The following is an 18,004-nucleotide window of genomic DNA, read 5'->3' on the forward strand; positions in this document are numbered from 1 at the left end:
ATTACTCCTGTGGTCGAGAGATCGGAAGAAAGAGACGCGGCCTCGGCGCGCCCGCAGGAAAGGGCATGGGCGCAGCGACGGAGGAAAGTATACGGGCGCGGACGAGTTCCACTATCAGGCCCACCGTCGCGCAGAGCTGCGCCAGCAGGGCTATGCGAAACGCCGTCGGACTTTCCGCAAAGAGCGAAAACGTCGCCGCCGCAACGGCGCCATAGTAGAGGCAAAACCAACGGCTGGCCCGCTTTTCCTCGACGAGGTCCTGCACGCGTGGGACTGCGGCCCGGCCGAGCACAGGGCCATAGCATTCGAGCCAGGTCAAAAACGGAACGATCTTGTAAAGCTGCGCCAGCCCGAGCCCGGTGAGCCAGCCAAAGACGAAGAGGTAGACGACAGCCGCGGCGCCTTCGCCGTCAGCCGAGCTCGTGACTGGCAGGGCGAACATCACGACAGAAACGAAAAGCGCCGCGAAGGCCGCATAGCTCGCGCGGATATTGAGCTCCACGGTCTTGCGGCGGCGCTCGCGAAAGAGACGCACGAGATCGGCCGAATAGAAAAGGGTGGCGACGGCGGCGAGAAGTGCCGCAAGGCTCAGCGGCAACTTTACCGCCGCACTACCCGTTGCAATCGAGACGACGCAGGCCGCAACGAGCGCCAGTGCTGCGACACCTGTCCACCAGACAGCCTTGCTGGTCGCGCGCGTGCAATCGGGCGCAAGCATGAACATCGGCAGCAGGCGGTAACTGACGCCGATCGCGGTAAAGGTCAACCACCCGGCGAGCCCAAGCGCGGCGTGCAGGGGCACGCCCTTAAGGAGAAGCGCGATTGCCGCATCATTCGCGACTGCGCCGGATAGGACGAGTGTAAAGGTGCCGCCGAGGAGGATTGTTACGCTTGACGCGATGAGACCCACCGCGACGAAGCGGGCGGGAAGCGGGAGCGGACGCGCCGCAGCGAGCGTCGCTGCGAGCATGATAGTGACGAGGCCGAAGCCGATTGCCAGAAACAGCGCACCGAAAGGCAGCATGCCGGGCGCCATTCCCTCCGTCCCGGCAACTGCTGCGAAGCCGCCGACGAGCAGAAGAAGTCCCGCGATGAGGAGAAGCAATGCCGGCAGTGCAAGCCGCCCGCCGCGCAGCGAAGCGGTCACGAGCACGGGCACGAACTGCAATAGCGCCCCCACCATCAGCAGGCCCAGCCAGCCGATGGCGAGAATGTGCACGAGTGCCAGAGTGGCCGGGGCTCCGACATCCGCAAAAGGATAGCCGTAACCCGACACCATCATGCCCTGGCCGATTACCAGGAAGAGGCAGGCGGCTGTGAAATAGGACATCGTCCATTTGGAAAGCGTAGCGTCCGACATCTCGTCTCACCCTACCGCATCGGCGGTCAGCGCCGGTGGATCAATGATCGGACCCGCAGCAGCATTCGCAGCCCGCCGCGTCCTTCAGCCGGGCGATCTCGACGCGCCAGACCACCGGCCCTTGCTCCAGATAATCCCAGCCGAACTCGCCGGGGAAATTTGTTTCCAACTGATAATGGAGCGGCCGCGGATCGTGATCGCTGGTGATCAGCATCGAGCCCCCGGGCAAAAGCGCGCCGAGCATGCCAAAGATGCGCGGATGACGCTCGCGCGGCGGAACGGTGCGGACGTCGATGGATGGTTTCGCCTGTGTTTCCGTCATTGTCGTGAAAATCTCTCTTGGCCGCCCCTCGCGCGTTCCGATGCGGCGGCGGCCGTAACCGGATCGGAACCTGGCAGACCCTATCCCCGAGCAAGCGACGACACTTTGATGGTAAGCAAACAATTGGGCGAAAGCGCTCTGTCCCATTCCTTGACATTGCTCAAAGAGAAAGACCCGGTACGTCTCTAGGATGGCGTTCGATCCTGTTTCGCGCACCAGAAGGACATATTCATGCAACCGGCCCTTGTCGCAAAATATGGCGAGGCACGCCTGCCCCGCTACACGAGCTATCCGACGGCGCCCCGCTTTTCGCCGGCAATCGACGCCGACACCTACGGCGGCTGGCTTGCCGCCACCCCACCGGAGAAGCCGGCGTCGCTCTACCTGCACATCCCATTCTGTCGATCCATGTGCTGGTACTGCGGCTGCCATACGACGATCACCCAGCGCGACCAGCCGATCTTCGATTATCTCGACATGCTTCGCGAGGAGGTCCATCTAGTCTCGGCAAAGACGCGGGCGCCGCTTAGCATTAATCACGTGCATTTCGGCGGGGGCACCCCGACTATCATGCAGCCGAAGGAATTCCTGGCGCTGATAACACTGCTGCGTGAGCATTTCGAGTTCGCGAACACCGCTGAAATCGCCGTAGAAATCGACCCGCGAACCCTCGAGCCGGAAATGGCGACGGCTCTCGGTGAAGCCGGTGTTTGCAGGGCGAGCCTCGGCGTCCAGAGCTTCGATCCCGTCGTACAGAAGGCGATCAACCGGATCCAGAGCGAGGAGCAGACGATGGACGCGGTCACTCGGCTGCGCAAGGCCGGTGTCGACAGCATCAATTTCGATCTGATCTACGGACTGCCCCACCAGACGGTCGAATCCTGCATCGCCACCGCCGAGGCGGCCATCCGGATGGGACCCGAGCGCTTCGCCGTCTTCGGTTATGCCCACGTACCGTCGTTCAAGAAGCATCAGAAGCTGATCGACGAGAAAGCGCTTGCCGATGCGGAAGGCCGTGTCGCCCAGGCCGAAGCCATTGCCGCAACACTCGTCGCCGCCGGCTACCGCCGCGTCGGTCTCGACCATTTCGCCCGCCCGGACGACGGCCTGGCGATCGCACAGGCAAGAGGTCAACTGCACCGCAATTTTCAGGGCTACACGACAGATGCCTGCGAAACCCTCATCGGTCTCGGCGCTTCGGCTATCGGGCGAACGAGGGACGGCTATGTGCAGAACGAGGTGCCGCCAGGGGTCTACGCTCAGCGCATAGCCTCGGGTCGGCTTGCAACGGTGAAAGGCTACCGGCTGACGCCCGAGGATAGGCTGCGGGCAAGCATCATCGAGCGGCTGATGTGCGACTTCGGCGTCGATGTTCCCGCCCTTGCCGCGGCGCATGGCTTCGATCCGCAGATGCTGCTCCGTGGCAATGCCAAGCTCGCCATGCTGGAAAGCGACGGCATCCTTGAAAATGCCGACGGCGTCATACGACTGCGCGAGGGAGGACGCTTCCTCATCCGTGCAGCCGCCGCCGCGTTCGACGCCTATATCGAGCAATCGGGGCGGACGCATAGCAAGGCGGCGTGAAGGCCGCCTCAAGCTGAAAACAGAAAGGCCCGGCATGTACGCGCATGCCGGGCCTTCCGTCTCGCGGCCTGCCCCCGTCTACCTTACCAGACCGCGATAGATCGCCGGCAGGGCTGCAGGCAGCCTGCCGATATTGCTGACGACGGCGTAGCCGTTCTGACCGAAGATGACCGGCACATAGGACTTCGCCTCGCGATCGACCGTCACCCCGAAAACGTTGACGCCCGAGCGGCGCGCTTCGCAGACGGCGCGCCGGCTGTCCTCGAGTGCAAAACGACCTTCGTAATGGTCGACGTCGTTCGGTTTGCCGTCGGTCAGGACGATAAGGAGCCTGCGACGGTTCGGCCGCCTGACGAGTCCGGCTGCGGCGTGACGGATCGCTGCGCCGATGCGCGTGTAGTAGCCGGGCTTGAGCGCGGCGATCCGCGCCTCGACCGCCGAACTCATCGCCTCGTCGAAGGCCTTCACCGTCTCGAGCCGTACCCAGTCGCGCCGCCGCGAGGTGAAGGTGAGAATCTCGTGGCTGTCGCCACAGGCCGAGAGCCCGTGCGCCAGAACCAGGAGCGCCTGCTTTTCGACGTCGAGAACCCTGAGATCGTCGAACCAGGCATCAGTCGAAAGCGATACGTCGACAAGGATCGTCACCGCAAGGTCGTGCGCTTGCGGACGGCTCATCATGTGGATGCGGTCGCTGCCCTGCCCTCCGGCCGTGAGGTCGGTGCGAGCGCGGACGACCGCATCGAGGTCGAGATCGGCGCCGTCGATCTGCGCCCGCAGCATCTCATGCCGCGGCCGCAGCACCTCGAACTGGCGGCGGACACGGCGGATCAGGCTCTTCGTCGCGGGGTCCGGCTCACCTGCGGCGCCTTTTGAAGATGCCGGCGACGCGAGCACACGGCAATGATCCTTGAGATAGCTGCCGCTGCGATAGTCCCATTCGGGATAGGTCAGCTCGACCGTCAGCGGCGTCCGGTCGAGCGCCTCGGGCGGCAGATCAAGGTCGAAACGGAAGCGCGCCGCCGGCCGTCCCTGACGCTCGCCGAGCGTCATGTCGTCGAGCTCCTCGGCGGCCTGCGCGTCATGATCGCTGCTGTCGTCCGCCGGGCGATCGACATTGACCATCTCGGCCATTGCGAGGATCTTCTCGAAACGGTTGAGGATGAAGGGGCTGCGCTCCGACTGCCGCTGCGCTTCCCGCGTTGCGACATGGCGCGTCGTCTCGGCTCCTTCCGTTCTGCCGCCGCCGCGGGCGGGCTCGTCCTCACGGCGGCCCTCCGTCTCCTGGCGCAGCAGCACGTCCGGCCACAGCGGCATCGGAAGCATGGGCAGATAGCCGGGCGGCGCCTTCTGCGGAAAGATGATTGGCAGCATTTCGTCGCCGTCTAGGCCGGCGCCGTGTCTTAGCATGTACAGGACGCGGTTTTCGACGCGCTGCTCGATGGAAGGAAGCGACCGCCGCTGTCGAACGTTGAGCACCGCCCTGCAGAGGCGACGATAGCGTTGGCGCATCGCAGGATAGGTGGCCAGCACGGACTGTACCGTCTCATCGGCCCGTGCAAGGAGTGCCAGATCGCGTGATAGCGGGTCGGCTGCGTTGACGGGCGAGAGCGGCATGACGGCCATCATCGCAGCCAGCCAGAAATAGAGATCGCTGTTGAGACGCCGCAAGGGAAAGAGATCGACCTCTCCCGGCAGCATCAGCGTCGCATGATCGCGCGCCGGCTGGACGAGCTTCTCCTCGCCAAGGCCCATGCGCTGGCGCAGGCGCAGCCGGTGCGCGGAGGTGCGGCCGCGGGCCGGCGCGATCTGCACCGCCCGCTCGCCGCCAAGACCACGGAAGTAGATTGCCAGCACGGTCTGGACGTCCTCGAGCCGGACCGCCTCGTCCGGAAAGCGCGGCCAGGTGCGCGTATTGCCGATGAAGCGATGCCAGGCGCGGCCGACCGTTTCTTCGAGTTCGAGGAAGTCCACCATTGTCTAGTCCTTAGCGGATGACCGCGTCTGCGATCTCGATCAGTGCGGACTTGACGTCCGGCTCGTCGGTTAGCGGTTCGATCATCGTCGCCAGTACGGCGTCGCGCACCGTAACTCCGCTGTCGACCAGGCTGGCGCAATAGACGAGCAGGCGCGTCGAAACGCCCTCCTCGAGATCATGACCTTTGAGGCTCCGCAGACGATGCGCGAGGTCGACAAGCGGCGCGACCCGGTTCTCGTCGAGACCGCTCTCCTCGGAAACCACGGCGATCTCCCGGTCCCGCGGCAGGAAATCGAACTCGATGGCGACGAAGCGCTGACGCGTGCTCGGTTTCAGGGTTTTGAGTAGGTTCTGGTAGCCGGGATTGTAGGAGACGACCAGCATGAAGCCGGGCGGCGCCTCAAGGAGTTCACCGGTTCGCTCCAGCGGCAGGATGCGCCGGTCGTCGGTTAGCGGGTGAAGCACGACGGCGACATCCTTGCGGGCCTCGACGATCTCGTCGAGGTAGCAGATGCCCCCTTCGCGGACGGCGCGCGTCAGTGGCCCGTCCACCCAGACGGTGTCGCCGCCTTTTAGGAGATAGCGACCGGTAAGATCCGCGGCGGCAAGATCATCGTGGCACGACACGGTCGAAAGCGGCAAACCGAGCTTCGCCGCCATATGGGCGACGAAGCGGGTCTTGCCACAGCCGGTCGGGCCCTTCAGCAGAAGCGGGAGCTGGCGGCTCCATGCGCTTTCAAAGAGCGGGCATTCATTGCCCGAGGGAGAGTAGGCCGGAATATCGCAACCGGGAATGGGCGGGCTTTTCAGGGCGATGTTCATGGGGGAGACTCCGTTATCGAATTCGGGGCAAGGCGGCCGGCCACGAGGACCGGCCGCTTCGCATCATTCGGCCGGTTGGACGGCCTGGTTGAGGGCTGGGCTGCGGCTCCTACCGGGAACCAGGACGGCCCAGAAGAACATCAGCGCCGAGATGAGTACGACGACACCCGATCCGAGGCGGATCCAGTAGAAGAGTGCGAGTTGCTCCTGCACGGCCATGAAGCTCTCGCCGAGGACGCGCTGCAGGTGCACCTGAACGACGCCGGCGAAGGTGAGCGCGAAGGTCATGACGGACATAGCGCTGCACATGGCCCAGAAGCTGGCGATCGACAGCCACTGGTTATACGGCGCCCGGCCTCGGATCTCCGGTATCGCATAGGCCATGACGGCGAGGTTGAGCATGACATAGGCGCCGAAGAAGGCGAGGTGTCCATGGGCGGCGGTGACCTGCGTGCCATGGGTGTAGTAGTTGACGGACGACAGCGTGTGCAGGAAGCCCCAGACGCCGGCGCCGAAGAAGGCCATGACGGAGCAGCCGATCGACCAGAGGAGCGCCGCCTTGTTCGGATGCTTGCGGCCGGCCTTCCAGGACATCACGAAGGTGAAGACCACCATGGTAAAGAAGGGTGCGACCTCGAGCGTGGAGAACAGCGAGCCGATCCATTGCCAGTAGCCCGGCGCGCCGATCCAGTAGTAGTGGTGGCCGGTGCCGAGGATACCTGAGAAGAGCGCCAGGCCGACGATGACATAGAGCCATTTCTCCACCACCTCGCGGTCGATGCCGTTGAGCTTGATCATCAGGAAGGCCAGGACGGAGGCCATGATCAATTCCCAGACACCTTCGACCCAGAGATGGACGACGTACCACCAGTACATCTTGTCGAGTGCGAGATTGATCGGATTGTAGAAGGCGAAGAGGAAGAAGATCGCCACGCCCCAGAGGCCGAAGATCAGGATGTTGGTCACCGTCGTCTTGCGGCCCTTCAGGACGGTCAGGGTGATGTTGAACAGGAACATCAGGGCGACGACGACGATGCCGACCTTGATCGCGAAGGGCTGTTCGAGAAATTCGCGGCCCTCGTGGATATGGAGGAGGTAGCCGACAACGGCAATCGCCGCGGCGACCAGGAAGATCCAGAACTGGGCGACGGCGATCTTCGGACTGTAGAGCTCCGTCTCCGCCTCCTCCGGGAGGAGGTAGTAGGTGGCGCCCATGAAGCCCATCAGCAGCCAGACGATCAGCGCGTTGGTGTGCACCATGCGCACGATGTTGAAGGGCAGCAGTTCGGAGAGCGTGTTGGGCAGCACGTAGATCGTACCGGCGAGGACGCCGAACAGGACCTGGGCGAGGAACAGGCCGAGCGCGCCGTAGAAATATAGCATCGCGACCTTCTGCGTTTGATATTTCATGTTTTTTCTCCTTGTCCCGCTGCCTCAGCCCGCCTCGTTCGGAGGCCAGTTCTGCGTCTTGATGCGGCTCGTCCATTCGAGGAAGTCGGCGAGATCGTTCAGTTCCTGCTCGGTGAGATTGAATTGCGGCATCTGCCGCCGGCCCTCGGCGCCGGAGGGCTGCGCGGCCATCCAGGACTTGAGCGTCTCGCGCGCGCCTTCCGGGTCGGACTCACCGCCCCACCGCTTCCACACATTGCCGAGCTCCGGCGCGAAATAGGCTCCCTCGCCGAGCAGGGTGTGGCAGTTGATGCAGGAATTCTTCTCCCAGACGTGCTTGCCGCGCGCGACGGAATCCGTCAGCGTCGTCTCGTCTGTGGATTCGGTCTTCATGTAATAGTGGCTGTGGGCCGTCAGGCCGACAAAGATAGCGAAGAAGAAGATGGAGCCGCCATAGAAGACGTTGCGTGCCCCTGTCTTGGTTAGGCGTTCTGCCATCCCATGGTCCTTTCGATTCCGGGAGGCCGCAAGTAGCGGACCGGCCTGAACAAAATCCGCCGGTCGAACGGGTACGCCTGGTACCCTGCCGCCGGCAAACGCGATCCGTTCTAGGGATTTGGCCGGAGCCGTCTTTGCGTTTCGGCAAACAAGTACGAAGAGCCATTCAACCGACGAGCGAGACGGCGCCGATGAGTGCTTTTGCCGCAGCGACGAGTGCAAAGAAGGACGGCCAGGCGAGAAGGCCAATGCGCAACGGCCGCGGACCAAAGCGCATGCCGAGGAAATCGAGCACGACGAGACGGGCCTTGAGTACGGCGAGCAATAGCAGGGCGAGGGCGAACCCGAGCGGCACTGTCGTATCGTGTAGTTCGCGGGCAAGCAGCATTCCCAAGAGGACCATTCCGAGCAGGAAAATCCAGGTCCTCATCAACTGTTTCGGACTGCGGTCGCTCATGGGAATCACGCCAGATAGAGGACTGGGAACATGACGATCCAGACGAGATCGATCACGTGCCACAGAGTCGTCGCTAGATCGACATTCGCTGGCCGCGGTTTCCAGGCGACGAGCAAGAGGACCACACCGACGAAGGCGACGTGGACAAGGTGGAAGCCGGTCAGGAGGAAGTACAGCTCGAAGAAGGACTGAAACGCGTCCTCCCCGGCAAAGCGGAGCTCCGTGCCGTACTCGTAGAACTTGATGGCGACGAAGACGAAGCCGAGAAGCGCGGCAATCACCAATGCTCGGCGCTTCTTGGCGGTGGACGCGCCCTTCCCTGCTGCCACCGCCGCCTGCCATCCGCTCGTCAACAGGACGAGCGTGTTAAGGGCGGCGATTCCAGGCTTCAGGTGCAGCCGTGCCACGGCGAAGTCCTCGGGAGAAACGATCGAAGCGACCAGGAAAGCGCCGATGAGCACGCCGAAGGCGGCAAGCTCGCTCCAGATCAGAACCCAGAGAATAAAGGCGTCCGTTTCCTCTCCGCCGGCCGCGCTGGCCACTGCATCTTGCATGCCGCATCTCCGCACAAGTCCCGGAAAGCGGATAGGAGAAAGGGGCCATCGCTTCTTTGCGCCCGATCAAAGACGGTTGCACGAGGCGCGTTATGTTCCAAGGGAAAATGGAGATCACAATGAACGACGCACAGATCGGCCTCTCGGTCGCCACCCCGATCATCATCATCTTCGCGCTTGTGCTCTACCGTATGGGCGTCCTGCAACGGACCGGCACGGTCGCCGCCGTGCTGGCGTCGGTCGCCTGCGCTGCGGTCCTGTTCATCGAGGGATGAGAGCGAGGTCCAACGACGGTGCCCTATACGCTCGATTGCCTTCAGGACCAATATGGCGAGCTGCTTGCTCTATGCGATGCCATCGAGTCGATTGCCGATTCGATTGCCGGACGCGTGGACCGCGAGCTCTTCCTGTCTGTGGCGGAAAGAATTTCCTCGCTAAGCCTCGCGCAAACGAGCGAACTGCCGCGTTGGGATGAAACCAGCCCTTGGAAGCCCTCGCCAGGCATCGCCGAGGCGTTGCGGTCGGCGGCGATGGGCAGGAGTGCATTCTCCTGGCAGGCAATCGAATCCATGTTGCGGACCTTGCTCGAGGGTCTGCGTCTTCATGTTGCGAAGGAGCAGGCAATGATTGAAGCAATGAAACCGTCCAAGCGGCCGAACTGAGGCTAGTCCCGATGGCTGAATTTCTGCTGGCGCTGTTCGTCTTTCTCGTGCTGCACTCGATTCCGGCGATCCCCGCCATCCGCGGGCGGCTGATTTCGCTCCTAGGCCGCGCTGCCTACTTCTCACTGTATTCGCTCGTCTCGATCGTCGTGCTCGGCTGGGTGTTCTACGCGGCACTGAACGTCGATTACATTCCCCTCTGGGAACCTGCCGCTTGGCAAGCCTGGATGACGTTGCTTGCCGCCCCGGTCGGCGTGTTTCTCGTGGTTGCCGGTCTCTTCAGTGTGAATCCGCTGTCGGTCTCCATCCGTCAGGGGCAGAGGCCGGGCGCGATCGTCTCGGTCACCCGCCATCCCGTTCTCTGGGGCTTCACCATCTGGGCGCTCGGCCATCTCGTCGCTAACGGCGATTTGCGCTCACTGATTCTCTTCGGCGGCTTCGCGCTCTTTGCGCTCGGCACTATACCTATGATGGAAAGGCGCGCCCGTAGCCGACTTGGAGATCAATGGCAGCGACTGGCCGGCGAGACCTCCATCCTGCCCTTCGCGGCCCTTTTCCATGGACGCACGCCGCTTTCCGGCGATGCGCCGCTCGTCATCGCCGCCGCGGGTACCGCAGTGCTTACCCTATGGCTCCTCGCCGGCGGCCATGCGGCGCTCTTCTACGCCGACCCTCTTGTCCTGGCGACGGCGTTCTGAGCGAGCGCTTGCGGGTCCCATTCGGTTGCCAGCGACGCGACCGGCAGACCGATAAGATCGATCGCGCGCGCTGCAAGATGGTCGATGATCTCTTCGACGCTTTGCGGCCGATGATAGAAGGCCGGCACAGGCGGCATGACGATCGCGCCCATTTCGGTGAGAGCCGTCATGTTGCGCAGGTGCCCGAGATGCAGCGGCGTCTCGCGCGTCATCAGCACGAGCTTTCGCCGCTCCTTGAGGTGCACATCCGCCGCTCGCACGATGAGATTGTCCGCAAGACCGGCTGCGATCGCCGCCAGGGTCCGCATCGAACAGGGAACTACGATCATACCAGCAGTTCTGAACGAGCCGCTCGCCGTTGCCGCGCCGATGTCGCCAACCTGATAACTGCGATCGGCGATCGCCAGCAATTGATGCAGCGCGTGCGGGCCGACCTCGTGGAGCAGCGTGCGCCTTCCGGAATCCGAGACGATGAGATGCGTCTCTACGGAAGGGATTTCCGCGAGCCGCTCGATGACCCTGAGCGCCAGCGCCGCACCCGAGGCCCCCGAGACACCGACCACAACCCGTTCCTTGCTCATAGCGCTTCTCCCAGGCCCAGTTCAGTCCAAAGTTGATCGACCTTCCCGACGACTTCCGCCGGCATTTCGAGCACGCGTCCCCATTCGCGCTCCGTCTCCGGCCCGAGCTTGCGCGTCGCATCGAGCCCGAGCTTGCCGCCAAGCCCCGGCTTCGGAGACGCGAAATCGAGGTAGTCGATCGGCGTGTCGTTGAGAATGGTCACGTCGCGGCTGGCGTCGAACCGGGTCGATAGGGCCCAGATGACGTCGCTCCAGTTCCTAATGTCGATATCGGGGTCGACCGCAACGATGAGCTTCGTGTAGTTGAACTGCGGCAGCATCGACCAGAGTCCCATCATGATTCGTTTCGCCTGGCCGGGGTAGCGCTTGTCGATGGAGACGACCATCGCACGATACGAGCAGGCCTCCGGGGGCAGGTAGAGATCGATGATTTCCGGGAATTGCCGCTTCACCAGGGGCAGGAAAAGCTCCATCATTGCCTCGCCGAGCTTCGAAGGCTCGTCGGGCGGGCGGCCGGTGAAGGTTGAGAGATAATAGGGCTTGCGTCGCATGGTGATCGCTGAGAGCGTCATCACCGGAAAACGTTCGACGGAGTTGTAGTACCCCGTGTGATCGCCATAGGGTCCCTCCTCGGCGGTGTCGCCTGCCGAGATGAATCCCTCGAGCGCGATTTCGGCATTCGCCGGAATAGACAGCGGCACCGTCACCGCCGGCGCAACCGCCGGCCGCTCCTCCTTCAACAGCCCGGCGAAGGCGAGCTCGCCCATGCCTTCCGGCAGCGGCATCACCGCGGCGAGGATCGTTGCTGGATCGGCGCCGATGGCGACCGCCACCGGCATGTCTTCACCGCGCCGCTGCCACATGCGATGGTGCCGCGCGCCGCCGCGATGCGCCAGCCAGCGCAGGATGAGGCGGTTCGGGCCGAGCACCTGCATGCGATAGATGCCGACATTGACGTCGCTGGGATCGTCCGGCGCACGGGTGATCACCAGCGGCCACGTGACGAGAGGCGCCGGCTCGCCTGGCCAGCACCATTGGATCGGCAGCCGCGAAAGGTCGGCCTCTGCGCCGCGCCAGACCGACTCCTGCACCGGCGGCCGTGCGACGCTTCGCGGCCGCATCGCGAGCGCGGCCTTCAGCAGCGGGAGCTTAGCCCAGGCATCCGACAGCGATTGCGGCGGTCTCGGTTCTCGCAGTTCCGCCAGCGTTTCCGCAAGGCCCGGAAGACCGCCTGCCGAAAGCCCGAAACCCCACTCTATCCGCTCGAGTGTGCCGAACAGATTGGCGAGCAGCGGAATGTCGCATACGCGGCCGGAGGCGTCGACCGGCTTCTCGAAAAGCAGGGCTGGCCCGCCCGCGTGAAGCACGCGCCGATGGATCTCGGTGACCTCATGCACGAGCGAAACAGGCCGCGAGATGCGGTGCAAGCGGCCGCGCCGCTCGAGCATGGCGGCGAAGTCCTGGAGGCCTGAAGGGCGGCGGGCGGCTTGATCCCTGCGATACATGCGAGGTGTCTCGCCTGCCAAAACCCTTCTGTCTTTGCTCCAGCGCAAATTGCCTCGCGGAGCTTGCCGCTAGGTTCTCCGCCGCAACAGCCGAGTCGTCATTTGCAAAAGGCGAGAGAGATGGAATTTCCGCGCCCGCTGGCCGCACCCCTTGCCGCCGTGCCGATCCCTCTGATCGACCGGGCGGTGAAGCTGATGTTCAAAAGCCTGCTCAGACGACATCCGGGGCTTTTCGAGCGTCTCGGAGAGCACAAGTCGAAACGCTACGCTTTCCGGCCGACCGACCTGCCGCTCGTCTTCGTAGTGGAACCGGCACGCGCGGCGGTGTCCGTAATGCGCAAGCCAGCCGATCCCGCCGCAGATGCTGTCGTGGAAAGCCCGCTATTCCTGCTGTTGGCGCTTCTCGAGGGCCGCTGCGACGCGGACGCCCTCTTCTTCTCGCGGTCGTTGGCTGTGATCGGCGACATGGAGGCGGTTCTGTCCCTCCGCAATGCGCTCGACGGCTGCGAGATCGACCTGCCGCGCGACCTCTGCGCTTTTGCGGGTCCGCTCGCGCCGCTCGTCAGCCGCACCGCGGACGCGCTCCGCCGCCGCGTACTTGCCGGGGAGCATGCCGCATGGAACTGATCTGCCCGGCCGGAACGCCGGCCGCTTTCCGCGAGGCCGTCGAAGCCGGTGCCGACGCGGTCTATTGCGGTTTCCGCGACGAGACCAATGCACGGAATTTCCCTGGCCTCAACTTCTCCCGCGAGGAACTCGGCGAAGCGATCGCCTATGCCCGGCGCAAGGGAATCAAGACCTTCGTCGCCCTCAACACCTTCATGCGCGCGGGCCACGAGGACCTATGGTACCAAGCCGCCGCCGACGCGGTCCACCTCGGCGCCGACGCGCTCATCCTTGCCGACTTCGGCCTCATGGCCCACGTCGCCGAGACCTATCCCGAACAGCGGCTGCACGTCTCCGTGCAGGCATCCGCATCTAATCCGGACGCGGTGAATTTCCTGGTCGAGGCCTTCGGCGCCAAACGGGTTGTGCTGCCGCGCACGCTGACGATCTCCGACATCGCCCGCCTCGCCCGCCAGATCCGCTGCGAGATCGAGGTCTTCGTCTTCGGCGGGCTCTGCGTGATGGCGGAAGGACGTTGCTCTCTGTCATCCTACGCCACCGGCAAGTCGCCGAACATGAACGGGGTCTGCTCGCCGGCGAGCCACGTGCGGTACCGCCAGGACGGCAGCGACCTCGTCTCGGAGCTCGGCGCCTACACGATCAATCGCTTTCCTCGCGGCGAGGCGGCCGGCTATCCGACGCTTTGCAAGGGGAGGTTCGACATTGCCGATGCGAGCGGCTACGCCTTCGAGGATCCGGTCTCGCTCGACGTTATGGACCAGATCGACGCCCTCCGGGAGGCGGGCGTCAGCGCGCTCAAGATCGAAGGGCGGCAGCGGGGCAAGGCCTATGTCGCAGAAGTGGTCTCGGCCCTGCGCAAGGCCCTCGATGCCAGGCCGGAAGAGCGCCGGGCGCTTCTGGCCAGACTCAGACTATTGAGCGAGGGCCAGCGGACGACGTCCGGTGCCTATGAGAAGCGCTGGAGGTAGATTGTCCATGGCCGTCGACAAACCCACGCTCACGCTCGGTCCCGTTCTCTACCTCTGGGAAGGGGAGAAATGGCGGGACTTCTACTTTCGCATGGCAGACGAGGCCCCGGTTAGCCACGTCGTCATCGGGGAAACCGTCTGCTCAAAGCGGCTGCACTTCGCCGACCCCTATTTCCCGTTGGTGATCGAGCGGCTGGTGGCGGCGGGAAAACGCATCGTCCTTTCCACACTCGCCCTCGTAACGCTCGAGCGCGAGAGCCAATATGTACGGTCGCTGATCGCCGATAGCCCCTACCCCGTCGAGGCGAACGATCTCTCCGCTCTGGCCCTGCTCGAGGGCGAGCCGCATTGGATCGGGCCGCTCGTCAATGTCTACAACGCGGCGGCGGCCCGAGTGCTTGCGATGCGGGGGGCAAGGATAATCTGCCTGCCGCCGGAACTGCCGGCAAGCTCGATCGACGAGATCGTTTCGCAAACGCCCGGCGTCGACTTCGAAGTGCTGGCCTTCGGCCGCATGCCGCTCGCGATTTCGGCCCGCTGCGCCCATGCACGCGCGAAGGGGCACATCAAGGACAACTGCCGGTTTGTCTGCAAGGACGATCCGGACGGCCTGCCGGTGAAGACGCTCGATCGCCAGTCCTTCCTCGCCCTCAACGGAGTGCAGACGGTATCCTTCACCTGCCAGGCCCTCCTCGCCGAACTGCAGGACCTCGTCGCCTCCGGGGTGGGGCGCTTTCGACTATCGCCGCAGGACTGCGACATGGTGGCGGTCGCCCGCCTCTATGACGAGGTCCTGCAGGGCCGCGTGGAAGCCGAAGACGGTGTCGCGCGGCTCAGGCAGATCTATCCGGCCACCCCGCTCTCGAATGGGTTTCACCACGGAAAGGAGGGCGCCGCCTGGGTCGCCCGAGCGCGAAACATCGCACATGGAGCAAACGCATGAGAACGAGCGACTCCGTATCTGCACCCGTATCGACCTTCGCACAAGCAAACGAGGAAATCAGCCGCGCAGTCGGCCGCATGCGCGGCGCGGTTCTTAGCAGCGCCATAGATTGCGAATGCCGCGACCGAGTGGACGGGGCGCTGCGCGATCTGGAGAGGCTCGAACGGGACCAGATCGTTCGACGCCTGCTGGCCGCTGCCGATGAGCAACGGCGAAGAATCGAGGCGCTGCTCGTGCTGCTCGGCGATTCGACCCGAACGAGCCGGTGCCCCCGGACGACGGCATGATTGCTGAAGCCGGCCTGCTCTTCGGCGACATCGCCGCGGCCGCAGATCTCGGCTCCGGTCTGCTGAGACAATCGCGTCGGTTACGGCTTGCAGCCGAGGGGCTTCATGAGGTTGCCCCAGAGACTAATGGGGCCAGGCCCCTTGATTGAAGCCCAGAAACCAAGATTGGAAGGGTCGCAGATGGACAACTCGAAGCGAAACCGCTGGCGCGACGCAGCTTTGGATATCCTCGTGTCTCAAACGGCCGGCCTCGGAGAGATGAGCAATATTCTTGAAGCGCTCCAGGAGGATTGGATGCGCGGCGGGGCACATCCTCGACATTTCCGTGACACAGGTCTGCCAGTCCGCCTACGATCATGACGCCCAAGTTGTACGGCCTGCTTGGGCGAAGGCTGGCTGGGACAGATAGCCATTGGACCGAATAGGGGGACGTCCTCTTCCTTGATGCCTTCGGCAAGAGGCCGTGGCCATTACACCTTTCGGCTTTTCGGCCCAAAGGCCGCGACCACCAACCAGCGGGCGCTAGAAACCTCATCGACCGCCGCGATCCACGGCGAGACGGCCTGGGGTGACAGCGTTGTCCATGACTCCTCTGTGCCGCGGCCCCTACGGCTAGCCGCCCGCCGACAAGAATGGTCGGCAGGCAGCATACACTCTTCAACAACGTGTCATTCTGATCGTCTGATCGAAACCTTCAACCGTTCAGATCGAGAACGATGCGGCCGTCGATCCTGCCTTCTTCCATCCGCTCGAAGATCGCGTTGATATTCTCGAGCTTGTCCCAGGAGAAGTGGGCCGCGACCTTGCCCTCGCCGGCAAACTCCAACGCTTCCTCCAGATCCTGCCGCGTGCCAACGATCGAGCCCCGCACAGTGATGCGCTTCAGCACGGTGTCGAAGACAGGCAGGCAGATCTGGCTCGGCGGCAGACCAACGAGCGCCATGGTACCCTTGGAGCGCAGCATCCTGTAAGCCTGCTCCATCGCCTTTGGTGAAACCGCCGTAACCAACGCCCCGTGCACGCCGCCCGTCCGCTTCTGCACTTCCTCAACGGCATCCGGCGCCTGCGCGTCGATGGCAACGTCGGCGCCGAGCTTCTCGGCCAGCGCGACCTTGTCCGGAAAGATATCGGCCGCCGCAACATGCATGCCCATGGCCTTCGCATATTGCACGGCCATATGGCCAAGACCGCCGATGCCGGAGACGAGAACCCACTCGCCTGGCCTGACCTCCGTCTCCTTCAATCCCTTGTAGACCGTGACGCCGGCGCAAAGCACCGGCGCGGCCGGGCCGAACTCCAGCCTGGCGGGCAGCCGCCCGACGAAATCGGGATCAGCCAGGCCATATTGGGCGAAGGTGCCGTCAAGCGAATAGCCGGTGTTCTGCTGGCTGCCGCAAAGCGTTTCCCAGCCGGTGCGGCAGGGCGTGCAGCAGCCACAGGCGGTGTGCAGCCATGGCACGCCGACCCGGTCCCCCTCCTTCAACCGCGAGACGCCAGCGCCGAGCCTGGCGACATAGCCGACGCCTTCGTGGCCAGGAACGAAGGGAGGTTTCGGCTTCACCGGCCAATCCCCCTTGGCGGCATGCAAGTCGGTGTGGCACACACCCGTGGCCTCATATTTGATGAGGACTTGGCCGGGTCCTGGCTGCGGTATCGGTACATCCTCGATCACGAGCGGCTTGCCGAACTCGCGCACCACAGCGGCTTTCATGGTCATATCGATCTCCTCCGATGCTCGATGTTAGCGCCGGCACGGCCGGCATTACGCACCTCCTCTAAGGGAGGACTGCGGACTGGAGCTTAGCTGCGAAGGGAACCTCGGTCCCTTGACGTGCATCAAGGGAGGATGCTGCGGGGCGCAAATCGTCTCAGAGTTGAGACAGGCTCGCGCTGAAAAACGGCGGCCGTTCAATCTCGTTCGCACTAGCGATCTTGAATGAACCTACTTTGCCAGCGGCGCGGTATTCGGAACGCCACGGTTGTGAGCGACAGGGCGGCAAGCGACGGCACCCACAAGGCGAGATCCCCTGCTTCTCGCACCAGGACTGCACCCATGATGGCTCCAGCGAACATTCCAAGCCACGGCACGACCTGAATTATCCAATGCGCACTGCGGATACCTATGACCCAACGTCCCAGTCCGCGGCCGAAGCGCGACAGAGCTCCGGTGACGTACGTCAGCCCAACCGGCAGTCCTTCGATCTGCTCGACTGCAGCGTTGATGGCACCCATCGCCAGGATAAGCAAAAGGAACTGGAGCTCGCTTTCGGCCGCTGAAAGCGCTGCGCATGCGAGTATGGCGGATACCAACAACAAAACGACTCGCGGCCCGAATTTGATCGAAACCATCACTCCCGCGGCGTTCCCGAATACAAATGTGATCAGGCCGGCAATGAGAAGTACTCCCCGCGCGACGTCGCCCTGAAGCAGGGCGACCGATGCGCGAGTCGTATTGCCGCTCATGAAGGACACGAAATCTCCGAGGGTCATAAACCCCATGGCATCGGTCATGCCGGCAAGGAACGATATTGCAGCGACGAGCGCCAAACCAACAGAACTCCTCTGACGCTTAATGATGCGCCGCCGCCGCTGTACAGTCATTTGTGGTGATCCAAGTGAGGCCTCGCCTAAGAAAGCAAACGCCGTACGGCATTGCAAGCTCGCAATAGTCGCAGAACGACGCCCTCATTCTCATGCCATACATGTTCGCGTCGGCCGCCGTTCATCGTTTTCGCACTGGGTTTTGCGCCGGATCAAGGTAACGCTTTTGTC

General features: G+C 63.6%; 20 protein-coding genes. 8 read left to right on the forward strand and 12 right to left on the reverse strand.

All coding sequences use genetic code 11. The annotated features are described in order from the left end of the window. Window position 1 precedes the first annotated feature (1 nt). Both AU381_RS25275 and AU381_RS25280 read right to left on the reverse strand, forming a co-directional pair. Window positions 2–1,360, reverse strand: a complete 1,359-nt coding sequence (locus AU381_RS25275; RefSeq protein WP_064244361.1) for a hypothetical protein — start codon at window positions 1,358–1,360, stop codon at window positions 2–4. A gap of 40 nt (window positions 1,361–1,400) precedes the next feature. Beyond that, window positions 1,401–1,682: a DUF2249 domain-containing protein gene (locus AU381_RS25280; RefSeq protein WP_064244362.1), complete on the reverse strand. Its 282-nt coding sequence runs from the start codon at window positions 1,680–1,682 to the stop codon at window positions 1,401–1,403. A 231-nt stretch (window positions 1,683–1,913) separates the two neighbouring features. Here AU381_RS25280 and hemN point away from each other — a divergent pair, with 231 nt between their 5' ends. Continuing rightward, on the forward strand, window positions 1,914–3,266 hold the full coding sequence (gene hemN, locus AU381_RS25285) for an oxygen-independent coproporphyrinogen III oxidase (protein WP_064244363.1): 1,353 nt from the start codon (window positions 1,914–1,916) through the stop codon (window positions 3,264–3,266). A gap of 78 nt (window positions 3,267–3,344) precedes the next feature. On the opposite strand, the gene AU381_RS25290 is transcribed toward hemN, so the two are convergent. From AU381_RS25290 to AU381_RS25315, 6 genes are all read right to left on the reverse strand, one after another. Continuing rightward, window positions 3,345–5,240: a nitric oxide reductase activation protein NorD gene (locus tag AU381_RS25290; RefSeq protein ID WP_064244364.1), complete on the reverse strand. Its 1,896-nt coding sequence runs from the start codon at window positions 5,238–5,240 to the stop codon at window positions 3,345–3,347. Between the two features lie 10 nt (window positions 5,241–5,250). Further along, window positions 5,251–6,063: a CbbQ/NirQ/NorQ/GpvN family protein gene (locus tag AU381_RS25295; RefSeq protein ID WP_064244365.1), complete on the reverse strand. Its 813-nt coding sequence runs from the start codon at window positions 6,061–6,063 to the stop codon at window positions 5,251–5,253. Window positions 6,064–6,126: 63 nt separating this feature from the next. Beyond that, window positions 6,127–7,473, reverse strand: coding sequence for a nitric-oxide reductase large subunit (locus AU381_RS25300; RefSeq protein ID WP_064244366.1), 1,347 nt, complete (start codon window positions 7,471–7,473; stop codon window positions 6,127–6,129). Between the two features lie 24 nt (window positions 7,474–7,497). Then, window positions 7,498–7,950, reverse strand: coding sequence for a c-type cytochrome (locus AU381_RS25305; protein WP_064244367.1), 453 nt, complete (start codon window positions 7,948–7,950; stop codon window positions 7,498–7,500). A 166-nt stretch (window positions 7,951–8,116) separates the two neighbouring features. Then, entirely contained in the window at window positions 8,117–8,380 is a 264-nt protein-coding gene (locus tag AU381_RS25310) for a cytochrome C oxidase subunit IV family protein (protein WP_244520134.1), read from the reverse strand. A 32-nt stretch (window positions 8,381–8,412) separates the two neighbouring features. Continuing rightward, window positions 8,413–8,961 carry a cytochrome c oxidase subunit 3 gene (locus AU381_RS25315; RefSeq protein ID WP_064244369.1) on the reverse strand — a complete coding sequence of 183 codons (549 nt, stop codon included), beginning with the start codon at window positions 8,959–8,961 and terminating at the stop codon, window positions 8,413–8,415. A gap of 119 nt (window positions 8,962–9,080) precedes the next feature. On the opposite strand from AU381_RS25315, the gene AU381_RS30380 reads away from it, so the two are divergent. From AU381_RS30380 to AU381_RS25325, 3 genes are read left to right on the forward strand one after another with little or no spacing between them, the layout of a single operon-like run. Continuing rightward, window positions 9,081–9,236, forward strand: a complete 156-nt coding sequence (locus tag AU381_RS30380) for a hypothetical protein (protein ID WP_082910356.1) — start codon at window positions 9,081–9,083, stop codon at window positions 9,234–9,236. An 18-nt stretch (window positions 9,237–9,254) separates the two neighbouring features. Continuing rightward, window positions 9,255–9,623: a hypothetical protein gene (locus tag AU381_RS25320; RefSeq protein WP_064244370.1), complete on the forward strand. Its 369-nt coding sequence runs from the start codon at window positions 9,255–9,257 to the stop codon at window positions 9,621–9,623. Between the two features lie 11 nt (window positions 9,624–9,634). Continuing rightward, a complete protein-coding gene (locus AU381_RS25325; RefSeq protein WP_064244371.1) occupies window positions 9,635–10,321 on the forward strand; it encodes an NnrU family protein in 687 nt (228 codons plus the stop codon). Here the strand turns inward: AU381_RS25325 and AU381_RS25330 are convergent. Continuing rightward, window positions 10,285–10,902, reverse strand: a complete 618-nt coding sequence (locus AU381_RS25330) for a UbiX family flavin prenyltransferase (protein WP_064244372.1) — start codon at window positions 10,900–10,902, stop codon at window positions 10,285–10,287. The genes AU381_RS25325 and AU381_RS25330 overlap by 37 nt on opposite strands. Then, window positions 10,899–12,407 carry a UbiD family decarboxylase gene (locus AU381_RS25335; RefSeq protein ID WP_064244373.1) on the reverse strand — a complete coding sequence of 503 codons (1,509 nt, stop codon included), beginning with the start codon at window positions 12,405–12,407 and terminating at the stop codon, window positions 10,899–10,901. The genes AU381_RS25330 and AU381_RS25335 overlap by 4 nt, the downstream gene beginning before the upstream one ends. Window positions 12,408–12,527: 120 nt before the next feature. Here AU381_RS25335 and ubiT point away from each other — a divergent pair, with 120 nt between their 5' ends. From ubiT to AU381_RS25355, 4 genes are read left to right on the forward strand one after another with little or no spacing between them, the layout of a single operon-like run. After that, window positions 12,528–13,034, forward strand: coding sequence for a ubiquinone anaerobic biosynthesis accessory factor UbiT (gene ubiT, locus AU381_RS25340; protein ID WP_064244374.1), 507 nt, complete (start codon window positions 12,528–12,530; stop codon window positions 13,032–13,034). Next, the gene (ubiU, locus tag AU381_RS25345) at window positions 13,025–14,002 is read left to right on the forward strand and encodes a ubiquinone anaerobic biosynthesis protein UbiU (protein ID WP_064244375.1); all 978 of its coding nucleotides are present in this window, start codon (window positions 13,025–13,027) and stop codon (window positions 14,000–14,002) included. Before ubiT ends, ubiU begins: the two co-directional genes overlap by 10 nt. 7 nt (window positions 14,003–14,009) lie before the next feature. Further along, complete coding sequence (gene ubiV, locus AU381_RS25350) at window positions 14,010–14,945, forward strand: ubiquinone anaerobic biosynthesis protein UbiV (RefSeq protein ID WP_064244376.1); 936 nt, start codon at window positions 14,010–14,012, stop codon at window positions 14,943–14,945. Further along, window positions 14,942–15,232, forward strand: a complete 291-nt coding sequence (locus AU381_RS25355) for a hypothetical protein (protein ID WP_244520135.1) — start codon at window positions 14,942–14,944, stop codon at window positions 15,230–15,232. Before ubiV ends, AU381_RS25355 begins: the two co-directional genes overlap by 4 nt. A gap of 694 nt (window positions 15,233–15,926) precedes the next feature. Here the strand turns inward: AU381_RS25355 and adhP are convergent. Together adhP and AU381_RS25365 are read right to left on the reverse strand one after the other, a co-directional pair. Beyond that, window positions 15,927–16,949 carry an alcohol dehydrogenase AdhP gene (gene adhP / locus AU381_RS25360; protein ID WP_064244377.1) on the reverse strand — a complete coding sequence of 341 codons (1,023 nt, stop codon included), beginning with the start codon at window positions 16,947–16,949 and terminating at the stop codon, window positions 15,927–15,929. Window positions 16,950–17,155: 206 nt separating this feature from the next. Next, window positions 17,156–17,833, reverse strand: coding sequence for a YoaK family protein (locus AU381_RS25365; RefSeq protein WP_046117963.1), 678 nt, complete (start codon window positions 17,831–17,833; stop codon window positions 17,156–17,158). Window positions 17,834–18,004 lie beyond the last annotated feature (171 nt).

The sequence above is a fragment of the Sinorhizobium glycinis genome, assembly GCF_001651865.1.
GTDB lineage: Bacteria > Pseudomonadota > Alphaproteobacteria > Rhizobiales > Rhizobiaceae > Sinorhizobium > Sinorhizobium glycinis.

Bases quoted from the DNA above. Each gene is read 5' to 3' on its own strand.
- AU381_RS25275 (WP_064244361.1), bottom strand. From the start codon at position 1,360: ATGTCGGACGCTACGCTTTCCAAATGGACGATGTCCTATTTCACAGCC.
- AU381_RS25280 (WP_064244362.1), bottom strand. From the start codon at position 1,682: ATGACGGAAACACAGGCGAAACCATCCATCGACGTCCGCACCGTTCCG.
- hemN (WP_064244363.1), top strand. From the start codon at position 1,914: ATGCAACCGGCCCTTGTCGCAAAATATGGCGAGGCACGCCTGCCCCGC.
- AU381_RS25290 (WP_064244364.1), bottom strand. From the start codon at position 5,240: ATGGTGGACTTCCTCGAACTCGAAGAAACGGTCGGCCGCGCCTGGCAT.
- AU381_RS25295 (WP_064244365.1), bottom strand. From the start codon at position 6,063: ATGAACATCGCCCTGAAAAGCCCGCCCATTCCCGGTTGCGATATTCCG.
- AU381_RS25300 (WP_064244366.1), bottom strand. From the start codon at position 7,473: ATGAAATATCAAACGCAGAAGGTCGCGATGCTATATTTCTACGGCGCG.
- AU381_RS25305 (WP_064244367.1), bottom strand. From the start codon at position 7,950: ATGGCAGAACGCCTAACCAAGACAGGGGCACGCAACGTCTTCTATGGC.
- AU381_RS25310 (WP_244520134.1), bottom strand. From the start codon at position 8,380: ATGAGGACCTGGATTTTCCTGCTCGGAATGGTCCTCTTGGGAATGCTG.
- AU381_RS25315 (WP_064244369.1), bottom strand. From the start codon at position 8,961: ATGCAAGATGCAGTGGCCAGCGCGGCCGGCGGAGAGGAAACGGACGCC.
- AU381_RS30380 (WP_082910356.1), top strand. From the start codon at position 9,081: ATGAACGACGCACAGATCGGCCTCTCGGTCGCCACCCCGATCATCATC.
- AU381_RS25325 (WP_064244371.1), top strand. From the start codon at position 9,635: ATGGCTGAATTTCTGCTGGCGCTGTTCGTCTTTCTCGTGCTGCACTCG.
- AU381_RS25330 (WP_064244372.1), bottom strand. From the start codon at position 10,902: ATGAGCAAGGAACGGGTTGTGGTCGGTGTCTCGGGGGCCTCGGGTGCG.
- AU381_RS25335 (WP_064244373.1), bottom strand. From the start codon at position 12,407: ATGTATCGCAGGGATCAAGCCGCCCGCCGCCCTTCAGGCCTCCAGGAC.
- ubiT (WP_064244374.1), top strand. From the start codon at position 12,528: ATGGAATTTCCGCGCCCGCTGGCCGCACCCCTTGCCGCCGTGCCGATC.
- ubiU (WP_064244375.1), top strand. From the start codon at position 13,025: ATGGAACTGATCTGCCCGGCCGGAACGCCGGCCGCTTTCCGCGAGGCC.
- ubiV (WP_064244376.1), top strand. From the start codon at position 14,010: ATGGCCGTCGACAAACCCACGCTCACGCTCGGTCCCGTTCTCTACCTC.
- AU381_RS25355 (WP_244520135.1), top strand. From the start codon at position 14,942: ATGAGAACGAGCGACTCCGTATCTGCACCCGTATCGACCTTCGCACAA.
- adhP (WP_064244377.1), bottom strand. From the start codon at position 16,949: ATGACCATGAAAGCCGCTGTGGTGCGCGAGTTCGGCAAGCCGCTCGTG.
- AU381_RS25365 (WP_046117963.1), bottom strand. From the start codon at position 17,833: ATGACTGTACAGCGGCGGCGGCGCATCATTAAGCGTCAGAGGAGTTCT.